Source organism: Devosia sp. Root413D1 (assembly GCF_001425235.1).
In the GTDB taxonomy this organism is placed as follows: Bacteria; Pseudomonadota; Alphaproteobacteria; order Rhizobiales; family Devosiaceae; genus Devosia_A.
The window spans coordinates 568951-584706 of record NZ_LMEA01000011.1 but is presented as its reverse complement, the minus strand read 5'-3'; the positions used below and the strand labels follow the sequence as shown (position 1 = coordinate 584706).

General features: G+C 65.6%; 21 protein-coding genes. 10 read left to right on the top strand and 11 right to left on the bottom strand.

The window, feature by feature from the left end:
* Positions 1-461: 461 nt before the first annotated feature.
* The 5 genes from ASC89_RS20215 to ASC89_RS20195 all read left to right on the top strand — a co-directional run bounded on the left by ASC89_RS20215 (position 462) and on the right by ASC89_RS20195 (position 2911).
* Positions 462-965, top strand: a complete 504-nt coding sequence (locus ASC89_RS20215; RefSeq protein WP_055880720.1) for a YbjN domain-containing protein — start codon at positions 462-464, stop codon at positions 963-965.
* Positions 962-1777 (top strand): pyrroline-5-carboxylate reductase, encoded by an 816-nt coding sequence (proC, locus tag ASC89_RS20210; protein ID WP_082528189.1) that lies wholly within the window; start codon positions 962-964, stop codon positions 1775-1777. The genes ASC89_RS20215 and proC overlap by 4 nt, the downstream gene beginning before the upstream one ends.
* 16 nt (positions 1778-1793) lie before the next feature.
* On the top strand, positions 1794-2132 hold the full coding sequence (locus ASC89_RS20205; RefSeq protein WP_056001172.1) for a tRNA-binding protein: 339 nt from the start codon (positions 1794-1796) through the stop codon (positions 2130-2132).
* A 72-nt stretch (positions 2133-2204) separates the two neighbouring features.
* Positions 2205-2471: a YARHG domain-containing protein gene (locus ASC89_RS20200; RefSeq protein WP_162247970.1), complete on the top strand. Its 267-nt coding sequence runs from the start codon at positions 2205-2207 to the stop codon at positions 2469-2471.
* 110 nt (positions 2472-2581) lie between these two features.
* Positions 2582-2911 (top strand): GYD domain-containing protein, encoded by a 330-nt coding sequence (locus ASC89_RS20195; protein WP_056001166.1) that lies wholly within the window; start codon positions 2582-2584, stop codon positions 2909-2911.
* 1 nt (position 2912) lies between these two features.
* On the opposite strand, the gene ASC89_RS20190 is transcribed toward ASC89_RS20195, so the two are convergent.
* Positions 2913-3365, bottom strand: coding sequence for a MarR family winged helix-turn-helix transcriptional regulator (locus ASC89_RS20190; RefSeq protein WP_055881282.1), 453 nt, complete (start codon positions 3363-3365; stop codon positions 2913-2915).
* A gap of 203 nt (positions 3366-3568) precedes the next feature.
* On the opposite strand from ASC89_RS20190, the gene ASC89_RS20185 reads away from it, so the two are divergent.
* Positions 3569-4459: a branched-chain amino acid aminotransferase gene (locus ASC89_RS20185; protein ID WP_056001163.1), complete on the top strand. Its 891-nt coding sequence runs from the start codon at positions 3569-3571 to the stop codon at positions 4457-4459.
* Positions 4460-4647: 188 nt separating this feature from the next.
* Here the strand turns inward: ASC89_RS20185 and ASC89_RS20180 are convergent, their stop codons facing one another.
* Positions 4648-5682 carry an aldo/keto reductase gene (locus ASC89_RS20180; RefSeq protein ID WP_056001160.1) on the bottom strand — a complete coding sequence of 345 codons (1035 nt, stop codon included), beginning with the start codon at positions 5680-5682 and terminating at the stop codon, positions 4648-4650.
* Positions 5683-5693: 11 nt separating this feature from the next.
* Positions 5694-6863 carry an MFS transporter gene (locus ASC89_RS20175; protein WP_056001156.1) on the bottom strand — a complete coding sequence of 390 codons (1170 nt, stop codon included), beginning with the start codon at positions 6861-6863 and terminating at the stop codon, positions 5694-5696.
* A 97-nt stretch (positions 6864-6960) separates the two neighbouring features.
* Here ASC89_RS20175 and ASC89_RS20170 point away from each other — a divergent pair, with 97 nt between their 5' ends.
* Positions 6961-7866, top strand: coding sequence for a LysR substrate-binding domain-containing protein (locus ASC89_RS20170; RefSeq protein WP_056001153.1), 906 nt, complete (start codon positions 6961-6963; stop codon positions 7864-7866).
* Between the two features lie 257 nt (positions 7867-8123).
* Here the strand turns inward: ASC89_RS20170 and ASC89_RS20165 are convergent, their stop codons facing one another.
* From ASC89_RS20165 to ASC89_RS20130, 8 genes are all read right to left on the bottom strand, one after another.
* A complete protein-coding gene (locus ASC89_RS20165) occupies positions 8124-8606 on the bottom strand; it encodes a nucleoside deaminase (protein WP_056001150.1) in 483 nt (160 codons plus the stop codon).
* 2 nt (positions 8607-8608) lie between these two features.
* Positions 8609-9559 carry a phosphotransferase family protein gene (locus ASC89_RS20160; RefSeq protein ID WP_056001148.1) on the bottom strand — a complete coding sequence of 317 codons (951 nt, stop codon included), beginning with the start codon at positions 9557-9559 and terminating at the stop codon, positions 8609-8611.
* Positions 9556-9990 carry a VOC family protein gene (locus ASC89_RS20155; RefSeq protein WP_056001145.1) on the bottom strand — a complete coding sequence of 145 codons (435 nt, stop codon included), beginning with the start codon at positions 9988-9990 and terminating at the stop codon, positions 9556-9558. The genes ASC89_RS20160 and ASC89_RS20155 overlap by 4 nt, the downstream gene beginning before the upstream one ends.
* Positions 9987-10439, bottom strand: a complete 453-nt coding sequence (locus ASC89_RS20150; protein WP_056001142.1) for a molybdenum cofactor biosynthesis protein MoaE — start codon at positions 10437-10439, stop codon at positions 9987-9989. The genes ASC89_RS20155 and ASC89_RS20150 overlap by 4 nt, the downstream gene beginning before the upstream one ends.
* 3 nt (positions 10440-10442) lie before the next feature.
* On the bottom strand, positions 10443-10694 hold the full coding sequence (locus ASC89_RS20145) for a MoaD/ThiS family protein (protein ID WP_055880686.1): 252 nt from the start codon (positions 10692-10694) through the stop codon (positions 10443-10445).
* A complete protein-coding gene (gene pgsA, locus ASC89_RS20140) occupies positions 10691-11260 on the bottom strand; it encodes a CDP-diacylglycerol--glycerol-3-phosphate 3-phosphatidyltransferase (protein WP_056001139.1) in 570 nt (189 codons plus the stop codon). The genes ASC89_RS20145 and pgsA overlap by 4 nt, the downstream gene beginning before the upstream one ends.
* Before the next feature lie 270 nt (positions 11261-11530).
* The gene (locus tag ASC89_RS20135) at positions 11531-12607 is read right to left on the bottom strand and encodes a 3-deoxy-7-phosphoheptulonate synthase (RefSeq protein ID WP_056001136.1); all 1077 of its coding nucleotides are present in this window, start codon (positions 12605-12607) and stop codon (positions 11531-11533) included.
* Positions 12608-12839: 232 nt separating this feature from the next.
* Complete coding sequence (locus ASC89_RS20130; protein ID WP_244488506.1) at positions 12840-13271, bottom strand: MarR family winged helix-turn-helix transcriptional regulator; 432 nt, start codon at positions 13269-13271, stop codon at positions 12840-12842.
* 376 nt (positions 13272-13647) lie between these two features.
* Here ASC89_RS20130 and ASC89_RS20125 point away from each other — a divergent pair, with 376 nt between their 5' ends.
* The 3 genes from ASC89_RS20125 (at position 13648) to ASC89_RS28235 (ending at position 15669) form a co-directional block, all read left to right on the top strand.
* Positions 13648-14499 carry a carbohydrate ABC transporter permease gene (locus ASC89_RS20125; protein ID WP_056001959.1) on the top strand — a complete coding sequence of 284 codons (852 nt, stop codon included), beginning with the start codon at positions 13648-13650 and terminating at the stop codon, positions 14497-14499.
* Complete coding sequence (locus ASC89_RS20120) at positions 14496-15293, top strand: carbohydrate ABC transporter permease (protein ID WP_056001133.1); 798 nt, start codon at positions 14496-14498, stop codon at positions 15291-15293. The genes ASC89_RS20125 and ASC89_RS20120 overlap by 4 nt, the downstream gene beginning before the upstream one ends.
* A 232-nt stretch (positions 15294-15525) precedes the next feature.
* Positions 15526-15669 (top strand): DUF1127 domain-containing protein, encoded by a 144-nt coding sequence (locus tag ASC89_RS28235; protein ID WP_082434123.1) that lies wholly within the window; start codon positions 15526-15528, stop codon positions 15667-15669.
* Positions 15670-15756: the final 87 nt, after the last annotated feature.

The following is a 15756-nucleotide window of genomic DNA, read 5'->3' as shown; positions in this document are numbered from 1 at the left end:
TTCGAACCAATCGACCCACCAACTCGGTGTCATCCCTGCGAAAACAGGGACCCAACTCACAGCTGGCGCGAGCGGATGAATGGGTCCCAGCTTTCGCTGGGATGACGATCGAGGATGGAGGAGAACTTGGGTGCCCACTGAAGCATCGTCTGTGACAGCTTCGTCATGCAGCGCCGCGCATTGTATGCCGAGTCGGGCCAATGGCGATGTGCCAAAATCGCGCAAATCGGGTGGGGACAGACTCGGGTGGTTAAGACCCTGTTAACCCTTCGAGCCGGATCATCCACAGAAGAAAGCCTTGGATGGCTCTGGCGGCACAATCCCCGGAATCGGGGCGTCAGTGTAGCGTTCCTCCATAGGGACGATTCGTAGGCTTGATGCGTGCGAGTTCTTGCAAGTAACGCGTAGGACCGGGGAACCGGCCGGCCTTCAAACGTTTCGCCCAATGGGACGCTCAGCCAATGGCACACCTTCTGGAACTGGAACCGGACCGCACGGTGCATCCGGTCGACATCATCGAGCATATCGCTTCGATCAACGACTGGAACTTCGAGCGGCAGGACGCCGACGAAATCTCCATTTCGGTGCGCGGGAACTGGGCCGATTACCACGTGTCCTTCAACTGGATGGAAGACCTCGAGTCGCTGCACATCGCGGCGGCCTTCGACCTGAAGGTGCCGGACACCCGCCGCACCGAAGTGAAGCAGCTGATTTCGCTGATCAACGAGCAGCTGTGGATCGGCCATTTCGACATGTGGAACCATGAAGGCGTGGTGCTGTTCCGCAACTCGCACCTGCTCACCGGCGGCGCCGAAGTGAGCCCGCAGCAATGCGAGGCGCTGCTGCGCTCGGCCACCGACAGCTGCGATCTCTACTACCAGGCGTTCCAGTTCGTGATATGGGCTGGAAAGGGCGCCTCGGAGGCGCTCAGCCAGGTGATGTTCGAAACGGTAGGCGAAGCTTGAATTTATCAGATATCGGCCCCGTCGTTCTGGTCGGGGCCGGCAAGATGGGCCTCGCGCTGGCCCGCGGCTGGATCGCCGGCGGTCTGCCGGCGGACCGGCTGGTGCTGTGCGACCCGCAGCCATCGGAGTTCGCGACGCAGTTCGCCGCCGAGCACGGCATTCGCCTGCAGGCGAGCCCGCTTGGCGTGTTGACCCATGTGCTGGTGCTCGCGGTGAAACCGCAGGTGATCTACGAGGTGATGGCCGAGATCCAGCCGATCGTCGGCAGCTATACGCTGGTGCTGTCGATCGCCGCCGGTATCTCGCTGGTCGGCTTGTCCGAGGGGCTGCAGACCGAACGCGTCATCCGCACCATGCCCAATACGCCGGCGCAGGTCGGCCGGGGCATTACCGGGGCCGTGGGGCTGTCGATCACCGAGGAAGACCGCGAAACCGCCAACGCGCTGCTCAGCGCCGCCGGCCAGGTGATGTGGTTCGACGACGAGACCAAGATCGACGGCGTTACCGCGGTTTCCGGCTCTGGCCCAGCCTATGTGTTCTACATGGTCGAGGCGCTCGCCGCCGCGGCGCGGCGCCAGGGGTTCGACGAAGAGCAGGCGATGCAACTGGCGCGGGCGACGGTCACCGGCGCCGCGGCGCTGATGGATGCCGATCCCTCGCCGGCCGGCACGCTGCGCGAGAACGTCACCTCGCCCAAGGGCACAACCTACGCAGCGCTGCAGGTGCTGATGGCGCCCGACGGGCTCGAGCCGCTGCTCGACCGGGCGGTGCGCGCGGCGCGGCAGCGCTCGGAAGAACTCGGGCGGGCCTGAAAGTCGGTGCGGGTAGATGGCTGAGATCACCTATGCCGAGTTCGAGCAGGTCGATATCCGCGTCGGCACCGTCGTCGAAGCCCGGGCATTCCCCGAGGCGAGGAAGCCCGCCTATATCCTGCTGATCGATTTCGGGCCGGAGCTCGGGATCAGGAAGAGCTCGGCGCAGATCACCGTGCACTATACGCCGGAAACGCTGGTTGGCCGCCAGGTGATGGCGGTGGTCAATTTCCCGCCCCGCCAGATCGGCCCGGTGCGCAGCGAGGTGCTGACGCTGGGCTACGAGGACGCAGATGGTGCTATCGTCCTCGCCGCCGTCGAGCGTGGCGTGCCCAACGGCAAGAAGCTGATGTAGGATGATCCTCTCCCAATTGGGGATCGCTGAGATGCCGGTTCGCCCAAGGGAAAGATGAAGGAGGGGATTGAGGTGAAACGCATTCTCCCAGCCGTGCTGGCCTTCGGCCTGCTGGGCGCGATGACTGGCCAGACCCTGGCCGAGTCGTGCTTCGACCTCTGGATGGCGCGCAACACCATCTACGACGACAATGGCTACTGCTTCTCGACCGAGCTCGCCCAGGAATATTTCGACAACGACGATTGCTGGACCAGGAAGCCCAAATTCTCCAAGGCCGAGCGGCGCGAGATCGAAGCGATCAAACAAGAAGAAGACGACCGCGGCTGCAAGGTGAACTGACGGCGCCGGTGGTGACAGCGGTACCGTCCACACCCTGAGTTCGTCCATACCCTCGGCGTGCCAAGGGTTGTAAGGTTGAGTGTTTTGGGAAAGAGCCGAGGAGCTCAGCCATGGCACTCTATCTGACACGCTTCAGCTACACGCCGGAGACTTGGGCGCGACTGACGAAGAATCCGGAAGACCGCCGCGAGGCTGCACGCAAGTACATCGAATCCGTAGGCGGCAAGCTGCACGGCTTCTGGTACGCGTTCGGGGCGCATGATGGGTACAACCTGTGGGAGGCGCCCAATAATGTTGCCATGGCCGCCGTGGCTATTGCCATCGGAGGCGGAGGCGCGGTGGCCGAATTCGAGACGACGCCACTGCTGACGGTGGAGGAGACCCTGGCCGCGCTGAGCCGTGCGCAAACTGTCGGCTATCGGCAACCGGGAGCTCAGTAGGCTACAGCTCTTCGGTGAGCTTCAGCCGATCCAGCAACCCGCGATCTTCCGGTTCGACCATGCCGACGAAGAACCGCAGCACGGTGCGCTTGCCTTCGGGGGGCAGGGCGGCGATGGCGGCTTCGATGCGGCTGGTCTGGGTGGCCGAGAGGGTCTCGAACAGGCCGCGGCCTTTCTCGGTGGCATAGAGCAGGCGCTGGCGGCGGTCCGTCTCGCCGGTTTTCTGCTCGACATAGCCATTGTCGACCAGCTGGCGCAGCACCCGAGCGAGGCTCTGCTTGGTGATCTTCAGGATATCGAGCAGGTCGGCAACGGGCATGCCGGGCCTGAGGTTGACGAAATAAAGCACCCGGTGGTGGGCGCGGCCGAACCCCTGCCGTTCAAGCAGTGCATCAGCATCGCCGACGAAGTCCCGGTAAGCGAAGAAGAACAAGCCCATGACGTCGAGCGGCATGGCAGGCTCGCCGGCCTGCGCCAAATTTATGTCAGCCTTGTTGACATTTATTTTGCCCGATGCCATCATCACCCCATCGAAAACACAGCTCTTTGCCTTATCCCAAAGCCGTTCCGGTTTGCCAATAGCAAGCCGGTGGGGCAGGATCACAGGCAACAACACGGCGGACCCGAAGGGCCGCACCAGACGAGTGGGAGATTGAGATGGCAGGCTTGCCAATGGACCAGCGTGAAGGCTGGATCTGGTTTGATGGTCAGTTGGTTCCCTGGAAGGACGCCAAGATCCACGTGCTGACGCACGGGCTGCACTATGCGAGCTCGGTGTTCGAGGGCGAGCGCGCCTATGGTGGCGAGATCTTCAAGTCGCGCCAGCACAGCGAGCGCCTGATCCAGAGCGGCAAGACGCTGGATTTCACCATCCCATATTCGGTCGATGAGATCGAGGCAGCCAAGCGCCTGGTGCTCGAAAAGAACGGCCTCGTCGATGCCTATGTCCGCCCCGTGGCCTGGCGCGGCTCGGAGGAACTGTCGGTTCCCGGCCGCAACAACAAGGTGCACCTCGCCATCGCCGCGTGGGTGTGGCCGAGCTATTTCTCGGTCGAGGAAAAGCTGAAAGGCATCCGCCTCGAATGGAGCCGCTGGAAGCGCCCGAGCCCGGAGACCATCCCGTCTTCGGCCAAGGCCGCCGGCCTTTACATGATCTGCACGCTGTCGAAGGACGCGGCGATGGCCAATGGCTATGCCGACGCGCTGATGCTCGACTATCGCGGGCTCGTCGCCGAAGCCACCGGCGCCAACGTGTTCTTCGTCAAGGGCGACGAAATCCACACGCCGACCCCGGATTGCTTCCTCAACGGCATCACCCGGCAGACGCTGATCCAGCTGGCGCGCGAGAACGGCTACAAGGTGGTCGAACGCCACATCAAGCCGGAAGAGCTGGCGGATTTCGAGGAATGCTTCCTCACCGGCACGGCGGCGGAAGTGACTCCGGTCAGCGAGATCGGCGAGTACAAGTTCAAGCCGGCCAAGGCCTGCACCACGCTGATCAACGCTTACGCGGAAGCCGTGACCCCGAAGAAGGTCGCAGCCGAGTAAGCTTTTGGTTTGTATCGAAGTTTGAAGGCCCGCTGATTCAGCGGGCCTTTTGTTTTTGCCTCCCCAGGGGGCCCCGGGTCCTTCCCCACCCACCATCGTGGATGGGGCGAATGTGGTGGGTTAGCTCGATCACTCCAGCGATCATCCACCTGTGATCGCTCGGTAGCTCAACTGGTGGTTTGGCTCCATCACACCGCCGGCGGATCGAGGCGCTGGAAGCCGGCCTGCCGGTAATACGGAAAGCGCGGATACGAAGGCGTGACCGCACTCGCCGCGTCGAGCCGGGCGATCTGGCCGGCATCGAGCGACCAGCCGATGGCGCCAAGGTTCTGGCGCAACTGCTCCTCGTTGCGGGCGCCGATGATCACCGAGGACACCGTCGGGCGCTGCAGCAGCCAGTTGAGGGCGATCTGCGGGATGGTCCTGCCGGTCTCCGCAGCGATCTCGTCCAGCACGTCGACGATGGCATAGAGCTTTTCGTCGTCGACCGGCGGGCCGAACTCGGCGGTGTTGTGCAGTCGGCTGCCTTCGGGCAGGGGCTGGCCGCGGCGAAGCTTTCCCGTGAGCCGGCCCCAGCCGAGCGGGCTCCAGACCAGCGCGCCGACGCCCTGGTCGAGCCCGAGCGGCATCAGCTCCCATTCGTAATCGCGGCCGAGCAGCGAGTAGTAGACCTGGTGCGCCACGTAGCGAGACCAGCCGTGCCGGTGCGAGAGATCGAGCGATTTCATCAGCTGCCAGCCGGCGAAGTTGGAAACGCCGATATAGCGGAGCTTGCCGGCGCGGACGAGGTCATCGAGCGTGCCAAGGGTTTCCGCCACCGGCGTCGCGGCGTCGAAGGCGTGCAGCTGCAACAGATCGATATAGTCGGTGCCGAGGCGGGTGAGCGCGGCGTCGACGCTCCCGATCAGCCGGGCACGAGAGGTGCCGGCTTCGGTCGGGCCATCGCCCATCGGCAGGCCGGTCTTGGTGGAGATCAGCGCCTGGTGCCGGCGGCCCTTGAGGGCGGCGCCCAGCACCCGTTCGGAAGCACCGTCGGAATAGACGTCGGCGGTGTCGAACAGGGTGACGCCGGCCTCGAGGCAGATATCGACGAGGCGCCGGGCTTCGGCTTCGTCGGAGGTGCCCCAGTGGCTGAACAGCGGGCCGGAGCCGCCAAAGGTGCCGGCGCCGAAGCTGAGGGCAGGGACCTTCAGGCCCGAGGCCCCGAGAGTGCGGTAATCCATGATATCGACTTTCAGTTGGAGGGGACGAGTGGGGCGTGGCGGCGGAGCAGCAGGCTGACCAGCAGCAGCGCCAGCGCGAGCAGCGGCAGCACGGCGCCGACCAGTGGCAGGGCGGTGAGCCCAAGCCCCTGTTCGAGGGCGACGCCGCCGAGCCAGGCGCCGAGCGCGTTGCCGAGGTTGAAGGCGGCGATGTTGAGCGAGGAGGCGAGACTGGTGCCGGCCCCGCCGGCCTTTTCCAGCACCCAGAGCTGCAGCGGCGCCACGGTGGCGAAGCCGGCCGCACCGAGGAGGCCAACTGCGATGACCGCGGCGATCGGGTTAGGCAGGGCGAAACTCATCGCCAGCATGACGATGCCGAGGGCGGCAAGAGTGCCGAGCACGCTCCACAGCAGGTTCCGGTCGGCGAGCTTGCCGCCCAAGAGATTGCCGACGACGAGGCCGCCGCCGAACACCAGGAGGATCGGCGAGACCATGGCTTCGGGGAAACCGCTGACCTCGGTGAGGGCGGGCGCGATGTAGGTGAAGACAGTGAACACGCCGCCAAAGCCGAGCACGGTGAGGAGGAGCCCGAACAGCACCGGCCCGCGCAGCATGGCGCGAAGGTCGGCCCGCCAGTCGGCGGCCTCGGGCGCGGCCTGGTCCCTGGGGACGAGGGCGGTGATCACCAGCATGGCGACGATGCCGATGGCGGCGACGGCCCAGAAGGTGGTGCGCCACGAGGTCAGCTGGCCCAGCCAGGTGCCGAACGGCACGCCGAGGATATTGGCGACGGTGAGGCCCGTGAACATCACCGCGATGGCGGAAGCCCGGCGATCCGGCGCAACGAGGCTGGTGGCGACCACCGAGCCGACGCCGAAGAAGGTGCCATGGGCGAGCGAAGTCAGGACCCGCGCCGCCATCAGCATCTCGTAGCTCGGCGCGATAGCGCAGGCGATGTTGCCGAGGGTGAAGATCGCCATCAGCACCAGCAAAGTGGTCTTGCGCGGCCAGCGGGCGGTGAGCGAGGTGAGGAGCGGGGCGCCGACGACGACGCCGAGGGCATAGCCGGAGATCAACAGGCCCGCCATGGCGACGCTGACGCCGAGATCGGCGCCGACTTCGAGCAGCAGGCCCATGATGACGAATTCGGTGACGCCGATGCCGAAGGCACCGGCGGTGAGCGCATAGAGAGCGAGTGGCATGATACACCCCAGGAAACTGGTCAGGGCGCAGAAATGGACCTCGCGGGCTCGATGAACTAGACTGCCTCAGGGAACAGCTTTTGTGAGTTGAGTTCACATGTCGCGCAATGAGGTGAACCGCTTCGGCGAGATGGACGTGTTCGTGCGAGTGGTCGATATGGGCGGCTTCTCGGCGGCCGCGCGGACGCTGCGGATGACGCCCTCGGCGGTGAGCAAGCTGATGGCACGGCTCGAGACGCGGCTCGGCACGCGGCTGCTCAGCCGCTCGACCCGCACGCTGCAGCTGACGCCGGAGGGCACGGCGTTCTACGAGTCGAGCCTCAGGATTCTCGCCGATCTCGAGGAGGCGGAGCGCGGCGCCGGGGCGGCCGAGCAGCCGGCCGGGCGGATCCGGCTCAATACCAGCGCCTCATACGGCACCCATATCCTGACGCCGCTGCTGCCGGAGTTCCTGGCACTTTATCCCGGTATCAGCCTCAACGTGGTGCAGACCGATGCGATCGTCGATCTCTACGCCGAGCGCACCGATGTGGCGGTGCGGGCCGGGCCGCTGAAGAACTCGAGCCTCTTGGCGCGAAAGCTCGGCGCGACGCGCATGGTGATCGTCGCGGCGCCGGCCTATCTCGAACGCCATGGCACGCCGGCGAGCGCCGCCGAGCTCGAAGCGCATAACCGGCTGAACTTCTGCTACCGGCGGACGGTCGAGGGCTGGCCGCTCAAGGAGGGCAACAAGCTGGTTTCGGTGCCGGTGGCGGGGAACCTGCAGGCGAGCGATGGCGAGGCGTTGCGGCAGCTGGCGGTGGCCGGCGTCGGCATCACCCGGCTCGCCGCCTTCACGGTGCGCGACGACCTCGCCGCCGGGCGGCTGGTGCCGGTGCTGGAGGCGCAGAACCCCGGCGATCTCGAGGATTTCCACGCCGTGTTCAGCGGGCAGGGCGGGTATTTGCCGGCGCGCGTGCGGGTGCTGCTGGATTTCTTGGCGGAGCGGGGGCGGGTGGGGTGAGGGGGCGTGCGCGCAGGGCGCCACCTCGCGTGCCGCCCCACCCCCTCCCAGCCTCCCCCATCAAGGGGGAGGTGCCGTCCAGTGTGTGTGGCGCGACCTGGTCCAATCCACCGACCCACCTCCCCCTTGATGGGGGAGGCAAGCGCAGCTTGTGAGCGCAAGCGAACTAGCGAAGCTCGGAGGGGGTGGTGCCACCGCCTCGATCTTAATGGGGAGGGGGCGGGGTTGAGGGCAGCCCGCACCGGCGGTGGAAGTCGTCAGCCCCGCCGCATCTCGTGCCGCCGCCGGTGCAGGTCATGCATCCGGTCCTGCAGCGCCGGATCCGGGCCGTCGATCGGCAACCCCGGCGCGATGGCGGAGATCGGCAGTCCGTTGACCGGTGACGGGCCATCGCCCATGGCGGTGCGCCACTCGGTCAGTTGCGCCGACGAGACGGCGTAGACGATGCGGCCGAGCCCAACCCAGGCATGGGCTGCGGCGCACATCGGGCAGTGCTCGCCGGAGGTATAGACGGTGGCGACGGCGCGCTCGGCGGCGCTCATGTTGGCCGCTGCCCATTTGGCGATATCGATCTCGGGATGCCGCGTCGCATCGCCGGTGGACTCCCAGTTGTGCTCCTCGAACAGCACTTCGCCGGAGGCCGAGACGAGGATTGAGCCGAACGGATCATTGTTGGTGCTGAGCGCGGTTTCCGCCAGCTCAGCGCAGCGCAGCAGATGCTTGTGGTCGGTCTCGTTCATCGTCAGCTCCAGGTGGCGAGGCGGGCAGTTTCGAAGGTCAGTGCATCAAGCAGGACGGCCCGGGCTTCCGGCGTCGACGGCTGCTCATTGCCGTTGAAGACGTGGCCATGCTCGCTCATCAGGTCGAGCAGGAAGAGCGCCACATAGAGGCTGAAGATGTGGTCGTTGCGGTGGCCTGCCGCATCCATCCAGTAGTCGACATAGTGTTTGGGGCCCCGCATCGAGGTGAGTGCTGCAAGGGTGAGCGCCGGGGCGTAGCGCGGGTCGCCGAAGCAGAGATCATCGACATCGACGATGCCGGAGAAACCGCCTTCGGGGCTGACGATGACGTTGCGGGTGGTGGTATCGTGGAGGAACGGCGTTGCCGGAATCGTATCGAGTTCGGCCCGATGCCGCTCGATCGCCGCGCCGACCGGGGCGAGCACCGCCGGGTCGAACAAGGCCGCGGCGGTGAGGCGCTGCACCGAGCGGGCGAAGTTCGAGTCGAGCTCCTTCGACCAGCGGTCGTGCGGCGCGGTTTCGGGCGTCGCTGCATAGCCGTAGCGATTGCCAGGAGGGGACTTTGCCGCGGCGGTTTGCGCGGCGGCGACGTTCTCGGCAATGGCGCGCAGTTGCGGGTCGGTGAGCTCGGTCACGACATTGCCGAGATCGGTGCCCGGCAGCCGCTCGATCAGCATGTAGGGAAAGCCATCGATGCTGCCATGGGCGATAACCCCGGGCAGCGGTACGCCGAGCGCGTGGAGCTCTGCCATCAGGCGGGCGCCCTCGGCGAGACCCGCGGCGCGATAGGGGTGGCCGAGGCGCGCCACCACCGATTCACGCCCTGGAGACGAGACGTCGAAGACGTAATGCGCGGCGCCGGTGGCGAAGCGCTCGACGTGCTCAGGCGACCAGCCGAGCCGCTCGTTGACGATGCGAGCCGCGAGGGCGGCGAAATCCGGTTCGGCGCTCATCGCCCGTCCGGATAGACGGCCGGCCCTTTGAGTTCGAGTTTGTTGCCCCAGGGATCGAGCACATAGAACGAGTTGCCCATGCCGCGGGCCCCGCCATGCAGGGCCTCGCGCTCGATGCGGACACCGTGCGCGGCAAGGTGGGCGCGCATGGCGCCTTCATCGAAGGGCGAGAGCGCAATGCAGACATGGTCGACATTGCGGCCGCCCTTCACCGGCGGGATGGCGGAAGCCGCGCCCGGATGGGTGATGTCCCAGAGGACGATCAGCGCGGCGCCGCACCAGACCTGCTCCATGCCGAGCGCCGGATACGAATAGCCGGGCTGGCAGCCGAGCACGTCGGCGTACCACTTGGTGGCTCTGCCGAGATCGTCGACGAGGAAGACGACGTGGTCGATGCCCACGAGCGAGAAGGGTGGGCGGGTGTCGGTCATGGCTTGTTCCATTTGGCGCGGGCGTCGTCGTCTTCGGGCTTGGCCTCGACCCAGCGCTCGCCTTCGGGCGTCGCTTCCTTCTTCCAGAACGGGGCGTCGGTCTTCAGATAATCCATCAGGAAGGAGGCGCCGTCGAAGGCGGCCTGGCGGTGCGGGGCCAGCGTCATCACCTGGACGATGGGCTCGCCCACGGCGAGCTGGCCATAGCGGTGGATGACCGACGCCTTGATGAGGCCGAAGCGCACCACCGCCTCGGCGATGGCCTTGCCGATCTGGGCTTCCGCCAGTTCGGGGTAGCTCTCGAGCGTCAGCGTGCTGACCGGATCATCGGGGCGCGAGCGGACGAGGCCGGTAAAGGTGACCGCCGCGCCGGCGCCGGCCGAGGCGGCAAGGAAGGCATTGGTCTCGGCGCCCGGATCGAAGGGCGCCTGCTGCAGGCGGACCGACACGGGTCAGCCGCCGGTCATCGGCGGAAACAGGGCGATGACCTTGGCATTGCCGATCGGGGTCGAGTGCGGCACGATCTCGGTATCGAGCGCCGCCTTGATCAGACTGGGCTTTTGCATCGCCAGATCAGCGGCTTCGTCGCGATCCCTCAGCCACTGAATCAGGTCGCCGACGGTGATCACCTCGGCCGGCGGGGTAACGTCCTCCTCACCGCGGTTGAGGCGCTCGCGCAGCCAGGCGAAATAGCGGATCTTCATAGTTCAGGTCCCGACAGATGCGGCCAGGTGGAGCGCAGGTACTCCCATCCGGTCCAGACGGTGAGCCCGCCGGCGATCCACAGGACCACGTGGCTGATGAAGCCGAGGCCGAGCAGCATCGGGGCGGCGATGATCAGGCCGAGCGCGACGAGCTGGGCAGTGGTCTTCCACTTGGCGAGGAAGGTCACCGGCACGCTGATCGAGCGGTTGCCGAGGTATTCGCGGAGGCCCGAAACGAAGATCTCGCGCAGCATGATCGCGATGGCCGGGATCAGGTCCCAGCCGTTGAGATCGCGGGTCCAGGCGAAGGTGATGAGCAGCGCGCCGACCAAGAGCTTATCGGCGATCGGATCGAGCATCTTGCCGAGCGCCGAGTTGAGGCTCATCCGGCGGGCGAGGAAACCGTCGAGCCAGTCGGAAACGGCGGCGGCGATGTAGAGCAGCAGCGCGATCCAGCGCAGCCACTCCCAGCCGGCAACGAGGAACAGGCAGATCACCGGAATCGCGAGGATGCGGCCGATGGTCAGCTGGTTGGGAAGCGTCATCAGTTGCGGCGGAATTTGCATGCCGCGAGAAGACGCTATCGCCGGGTGACGGGGCAGTTGGTGGCGTAGCAGACGCCACCGAAGCCGGCAGTCGGCGACCCTCTCCCGTTTACGGGGGAGGGGGGGACCAGCCGAAAGGCTGGTGGGAGGGGGGTGCCACAAACTCTGGCCTCCGCCCAGTCCGCTTACGATCAGTGCGTGGGGCACCCCCCTCCCACCACGCTTTCGCGTGGTCCCCCCCTCCCCCGCAAGCGGGAGAGGGTCGCCGACTGCCGGCTTCGGTGGCGTCTGCTACGCCACCAACTGCCCCGTCACCCGGCGCCGCTCTTCCACGGCCTCGGCCAGCTTTTCCAGCACCTCGACGGTCGAGTCCCAGTCGATGCAGCCGTCGGTGATCGACTGGCCGTAGACCAGCTCCTTGCCCGGTACGAGGTCCTGGCGGCCGGCGACGAGGTTGGATTCGGCCATGACGCCGATGATCCGCTTGTCGCCGGCGGCGATCTGCGCGCCGACTTCGGCCAGCACCATGGGCTGGTTTTCCGGCTTCTTCGACGAATTGGCGTGGCTGGCGTCGATCATCACCGCCGGGCGGATGCCGGACTTTTCGGCTTCCTTGCAGGCGGCATCGACGCTGAGCGCATCGTAGTTGGTCGCCTTGCTGCCGCCGCGCAGGATGATGTGGCAGTCGTCATTGCCGGTCGTGGCCGCGATGGCGGAGTGGCCGGACTTGGTCACGGCCAGGAAATGGTGCGGCTGGCTGGCGGATTTCACCGCGTCCAGCGCGATGCGGACATTGCCGTCGGTGCCGTTCTTGAAGCCGACCGGGCAGCTCAGCCCCGAGGCGAGCTCGCGGTGCACCTGGCTCTCGGTGGTGCGCGCGCCGATCGCGCCCCACGAGATCAGATCTGCAAAGAACTGCGGGGTGGTCATGTCGAGGAATTCGGAGCCGGCGGGCAGGCCGAGATTGTTGATCTCGAGCAGCAGCGAACGGGCGAGCCGCAGCCCGTTATCGATATCGAAGCTGCCATCGAGATTGGGGTCGTTGATCAGGCCCTTCCAGCCGACGGTGGTGCGGGGCTTTTCGAAATAGACTCGCATGACGATCTCGAGGCTGCCGCCCAGGCGCTCACGGAGCGGGGCGAGGCGGCGGGCATAGTCGAGCGCCGCCTTGGGATCGTGGATCGAGCAGGGACCGACGACGACGGCGAGCCGATCGTCCGTGCCATGGAGGATGTTGTGCAGCGCGTGGCGTGAGCTGATCACTGTGCGGGTCGCCGCGTCGGTGCGCGGGAACTCGCGGATCACCTCTTCGGGGGTTCGGAGTTCGCGGATCTGTTTGATACGCAGGTCGTCGGTGGATTTCAGCATGTCGTCGGCTCCTCGGGGTTCTCGGCACCGGCGACAAAAAAGCCGCCAGGTGATCTGGCGGCTTTTTGGGAAATCTCGGTTTGGTGTTTTACGTCAAACGCGCCCCTTCGGCTGCCAGCGGCTTCCGGTGGTAAAATACCAATACGAATAGGCGGCGCGAAGGTTCATGGGCGGGTTTGTAGCCGAGCTTTACTGACTTGTCACGGGGCTCAGTTCATCCGTTCGTCGAATACTACTGCTCGCCGCCATCCCTGGCGGCCGCCGTCTTGATGGCGGCGAAGACGCGCAGCGCCGCCTCGAAGTCGGCGGGGTCGAGCGCGCCGAGCACCTGGCGGCGGAGCGCCATCACGTCCTCGTTGACCTCGGCGACGACCTCGCGTCCTCGGTCGGTGAGGGAGACGGCGTTGGCGCGGCGGTCGGTGGGGTCGGGCTCGCGGGTGACGAGGCCGGAAGCCTGCAGCTCATCGATCAGCCGGACCAGCGAGGCGCCTTCGATGCCGATGGCGTCGGCGAGGGCGTTCTGGCGCACATTCTCGCCGAGACGGTCGATCCAGATCAGCGGCGCCGAGGCAGCCTCGGACACGCCATGCTTGGCAGCGACGGCCCGCGCCATCTTGCGCCACAGCCGCCCGGTGAGCAGCAGGTCCCGGGTGAGATCGCGCATCAGGTGTGCTGGATCGCTTGTTACCATTAGCTAGTATCCTAATTATGCGGAGCTAGATTGGATAGCTCCGATATCGGCATCCGCCTTGCGGGCGTTCGCAAGCGAACAACCACAAATGGGTGGTGGTGGGCAACACCAGGCTGGGGATGCTGGGTACGATCAATGCTTCGATCGGGCTTGGCCCGGCGCTTTAGCACCCAGCGAAAGCTGGAACCCATTTCGCAGCCCGCGCCAGGGGAGAGTTGGGTCCCAGCTTTCGCTGGGATGACATCGAGTTTGGGGTAACTACAGTGCGTCAGCTCGATGAATGGCGGCGCTTATCAAGCGGCCGATGGCCGTTGATCTCCCACGTCACAACCCGCATAAGCCGCGGACGATGACCACCCCCGTCAGGAAGAAACCGGACAATCGCGCGGCGCTGCCTTTGGTGGCGCCGTTCGTCATCGTCTATGCAGCCTTGTTCCTCTATCCGACGCTGCAGATGCTGGCGATGAGCCTGACCGATGGGCAGCTGATCCTGCCCGGCGAATGGGTGGGGCTCAGCAACTACCTGAAGCTGTTCCGCGACTGGCGCTTCGGCAACTCGGTCGCCAACACCGCCTATTTCGTGGCGCTGACGGTGGTGCCGGGAACGCTGCTGGGGCTCGGCTTCGCCATGCTGGTGGTGCGGCTCAAGGGGGTCTGGCAGGCAGTGGTGATGGCGGTGTTCTTCCTGCCCTACATTCTGCCTGTCACCACGGTGACCTCGATCTGGACCTGGTTCGTCTATGGGCCGGGGCAGCTGGTGCTGCCGGATCGGGTCCTCGGCCGGCCGCCATTCGTCTTGCCGATCGCCGCGACCATCACCGTGTGGTGGACGGTCGGCTTCAACGTGCTGCTGTTCATGGCGGGGCTGAAGAACATTCCGGCTGAGCTCTATGAGGCAGCCAAGCTCGATGGGGCAGGGCGGTGGATGCAGTTCCGCAGTATCACCTGGCCGCTGATCTGGCCGGTGACGGCTTTGGTGCTGACCATCCAGCTGATCATGCAGATCAAGGTATTCGACCAGGTGTACCTGCTGGTGCAGGGTGGCCGGGTCGATGCTTCGATGGTGCTGGTGCAGTACATCTACACGCTGGCCTTTCAGCGCAACCAGGGCGGCTATGCCGCGACCGTGGCCGTGGCGCTGTTCGTCATCGTCGCCGCGGTGTCGGTGCTGCAGTTCCAGCTGCTGCGAGCGCGTAAATGATCCGCCGGTTGAACCTTGCCGGGTTGGTGCTGGCGCTGCTGACGGTTGCTGCAGCGGTGGCCTGGGCGTTTCCGCTGGTCTGGGCGATCCTGACGACGGTGGCGCCAGAGGCGGATGGGGCGCCGCTCGATGGGCTGGTGGTCTATGCCAAGGCGCTGTTCGGCACGCCGATCGGGCTCTGGTACCTCAACTCGCTGGTGACCTCCGGCACGGTGACCGTGGTGGTGATCGCCATCAGCGCCGCCGCCGGCTACGCCATCTCGCAACTCGAGTTCTGGGGCCGCAAAGCGCTGTGGTACCTGATCCTTGCGAGCTTCATGATCCCGGTGCAGGCGCTGATCGTGAACCACTTCCTGCTGATGAACAGCTGGAAGCTGATCAACACCTGGGCTGGGGTGATCCTGCCGCAGCTGATCGCGCCCATCGCGGTGATCGTCTACAAGCAGTTCTTCGACAGCGTTCCCAAAGAACTGAGCGAGGCGGCCAAGGTCGACGGCGCCAGCCATGCCCGCGTGCTGTGGAGCATCTACCTGCCGGTGAACTGGGGGGTGACGGCGGCGCTGGCGATCATCGTGTTCATCGGCGCCTGGAACGCCTTCCTGTGGCCGTTCCTGGTGGTGACGAAAGAGCCGCTGATGAATGTCACGGTGGCGATCGGCCAGGTCGAGCAATATTTCGGCGTCGGCGGGCTGGCCGCGGCGCTGCTCGCCGGCTTGCCGGTGGCTTTGGTCTACCTGGTGTTCCAGAAGAAGGTGACCGAGGCGATCATGCTGTCGAGCGGCATCAAGGGCTAGCCACGGATCTGCCACAGGGTTGCCGCCGGGCTGCTCGTCATATGAATGCATTATGAACGAAAACGCATGGCTTGGCGGTCGCGCTCCCCTCAACCCCCTGCAATCCTGAACGCAAACTTAACTCCGGTTCGCACGGCATGCACAGGGTGCATAGCTCGGGTGCGTAATACCCTACTGGTTGGGTCGGGTTGGTGGGCCTATATCAGCATCACCAAACAGAAGGGGAAACCAAATGAACATCCGTCAGAAGCTCTCGCAGTTCGCCGCCTACAACCGCACAGTCCGTGAGCTCTCGCAGCTGAGCAACACCCAGCTTCGCGACCTCGGCATCACCCGCGACGACATCAAGTCGGTCGCCCGTACTGCGGTCAACTAAGCAGCTTTCTCAGCGATGAGATGAACGAAGGCGCCCAGTGGGCGCCTTTTGTTTTTGGGGGGTGTGGAAGTTGCTTGTATCGCGCCC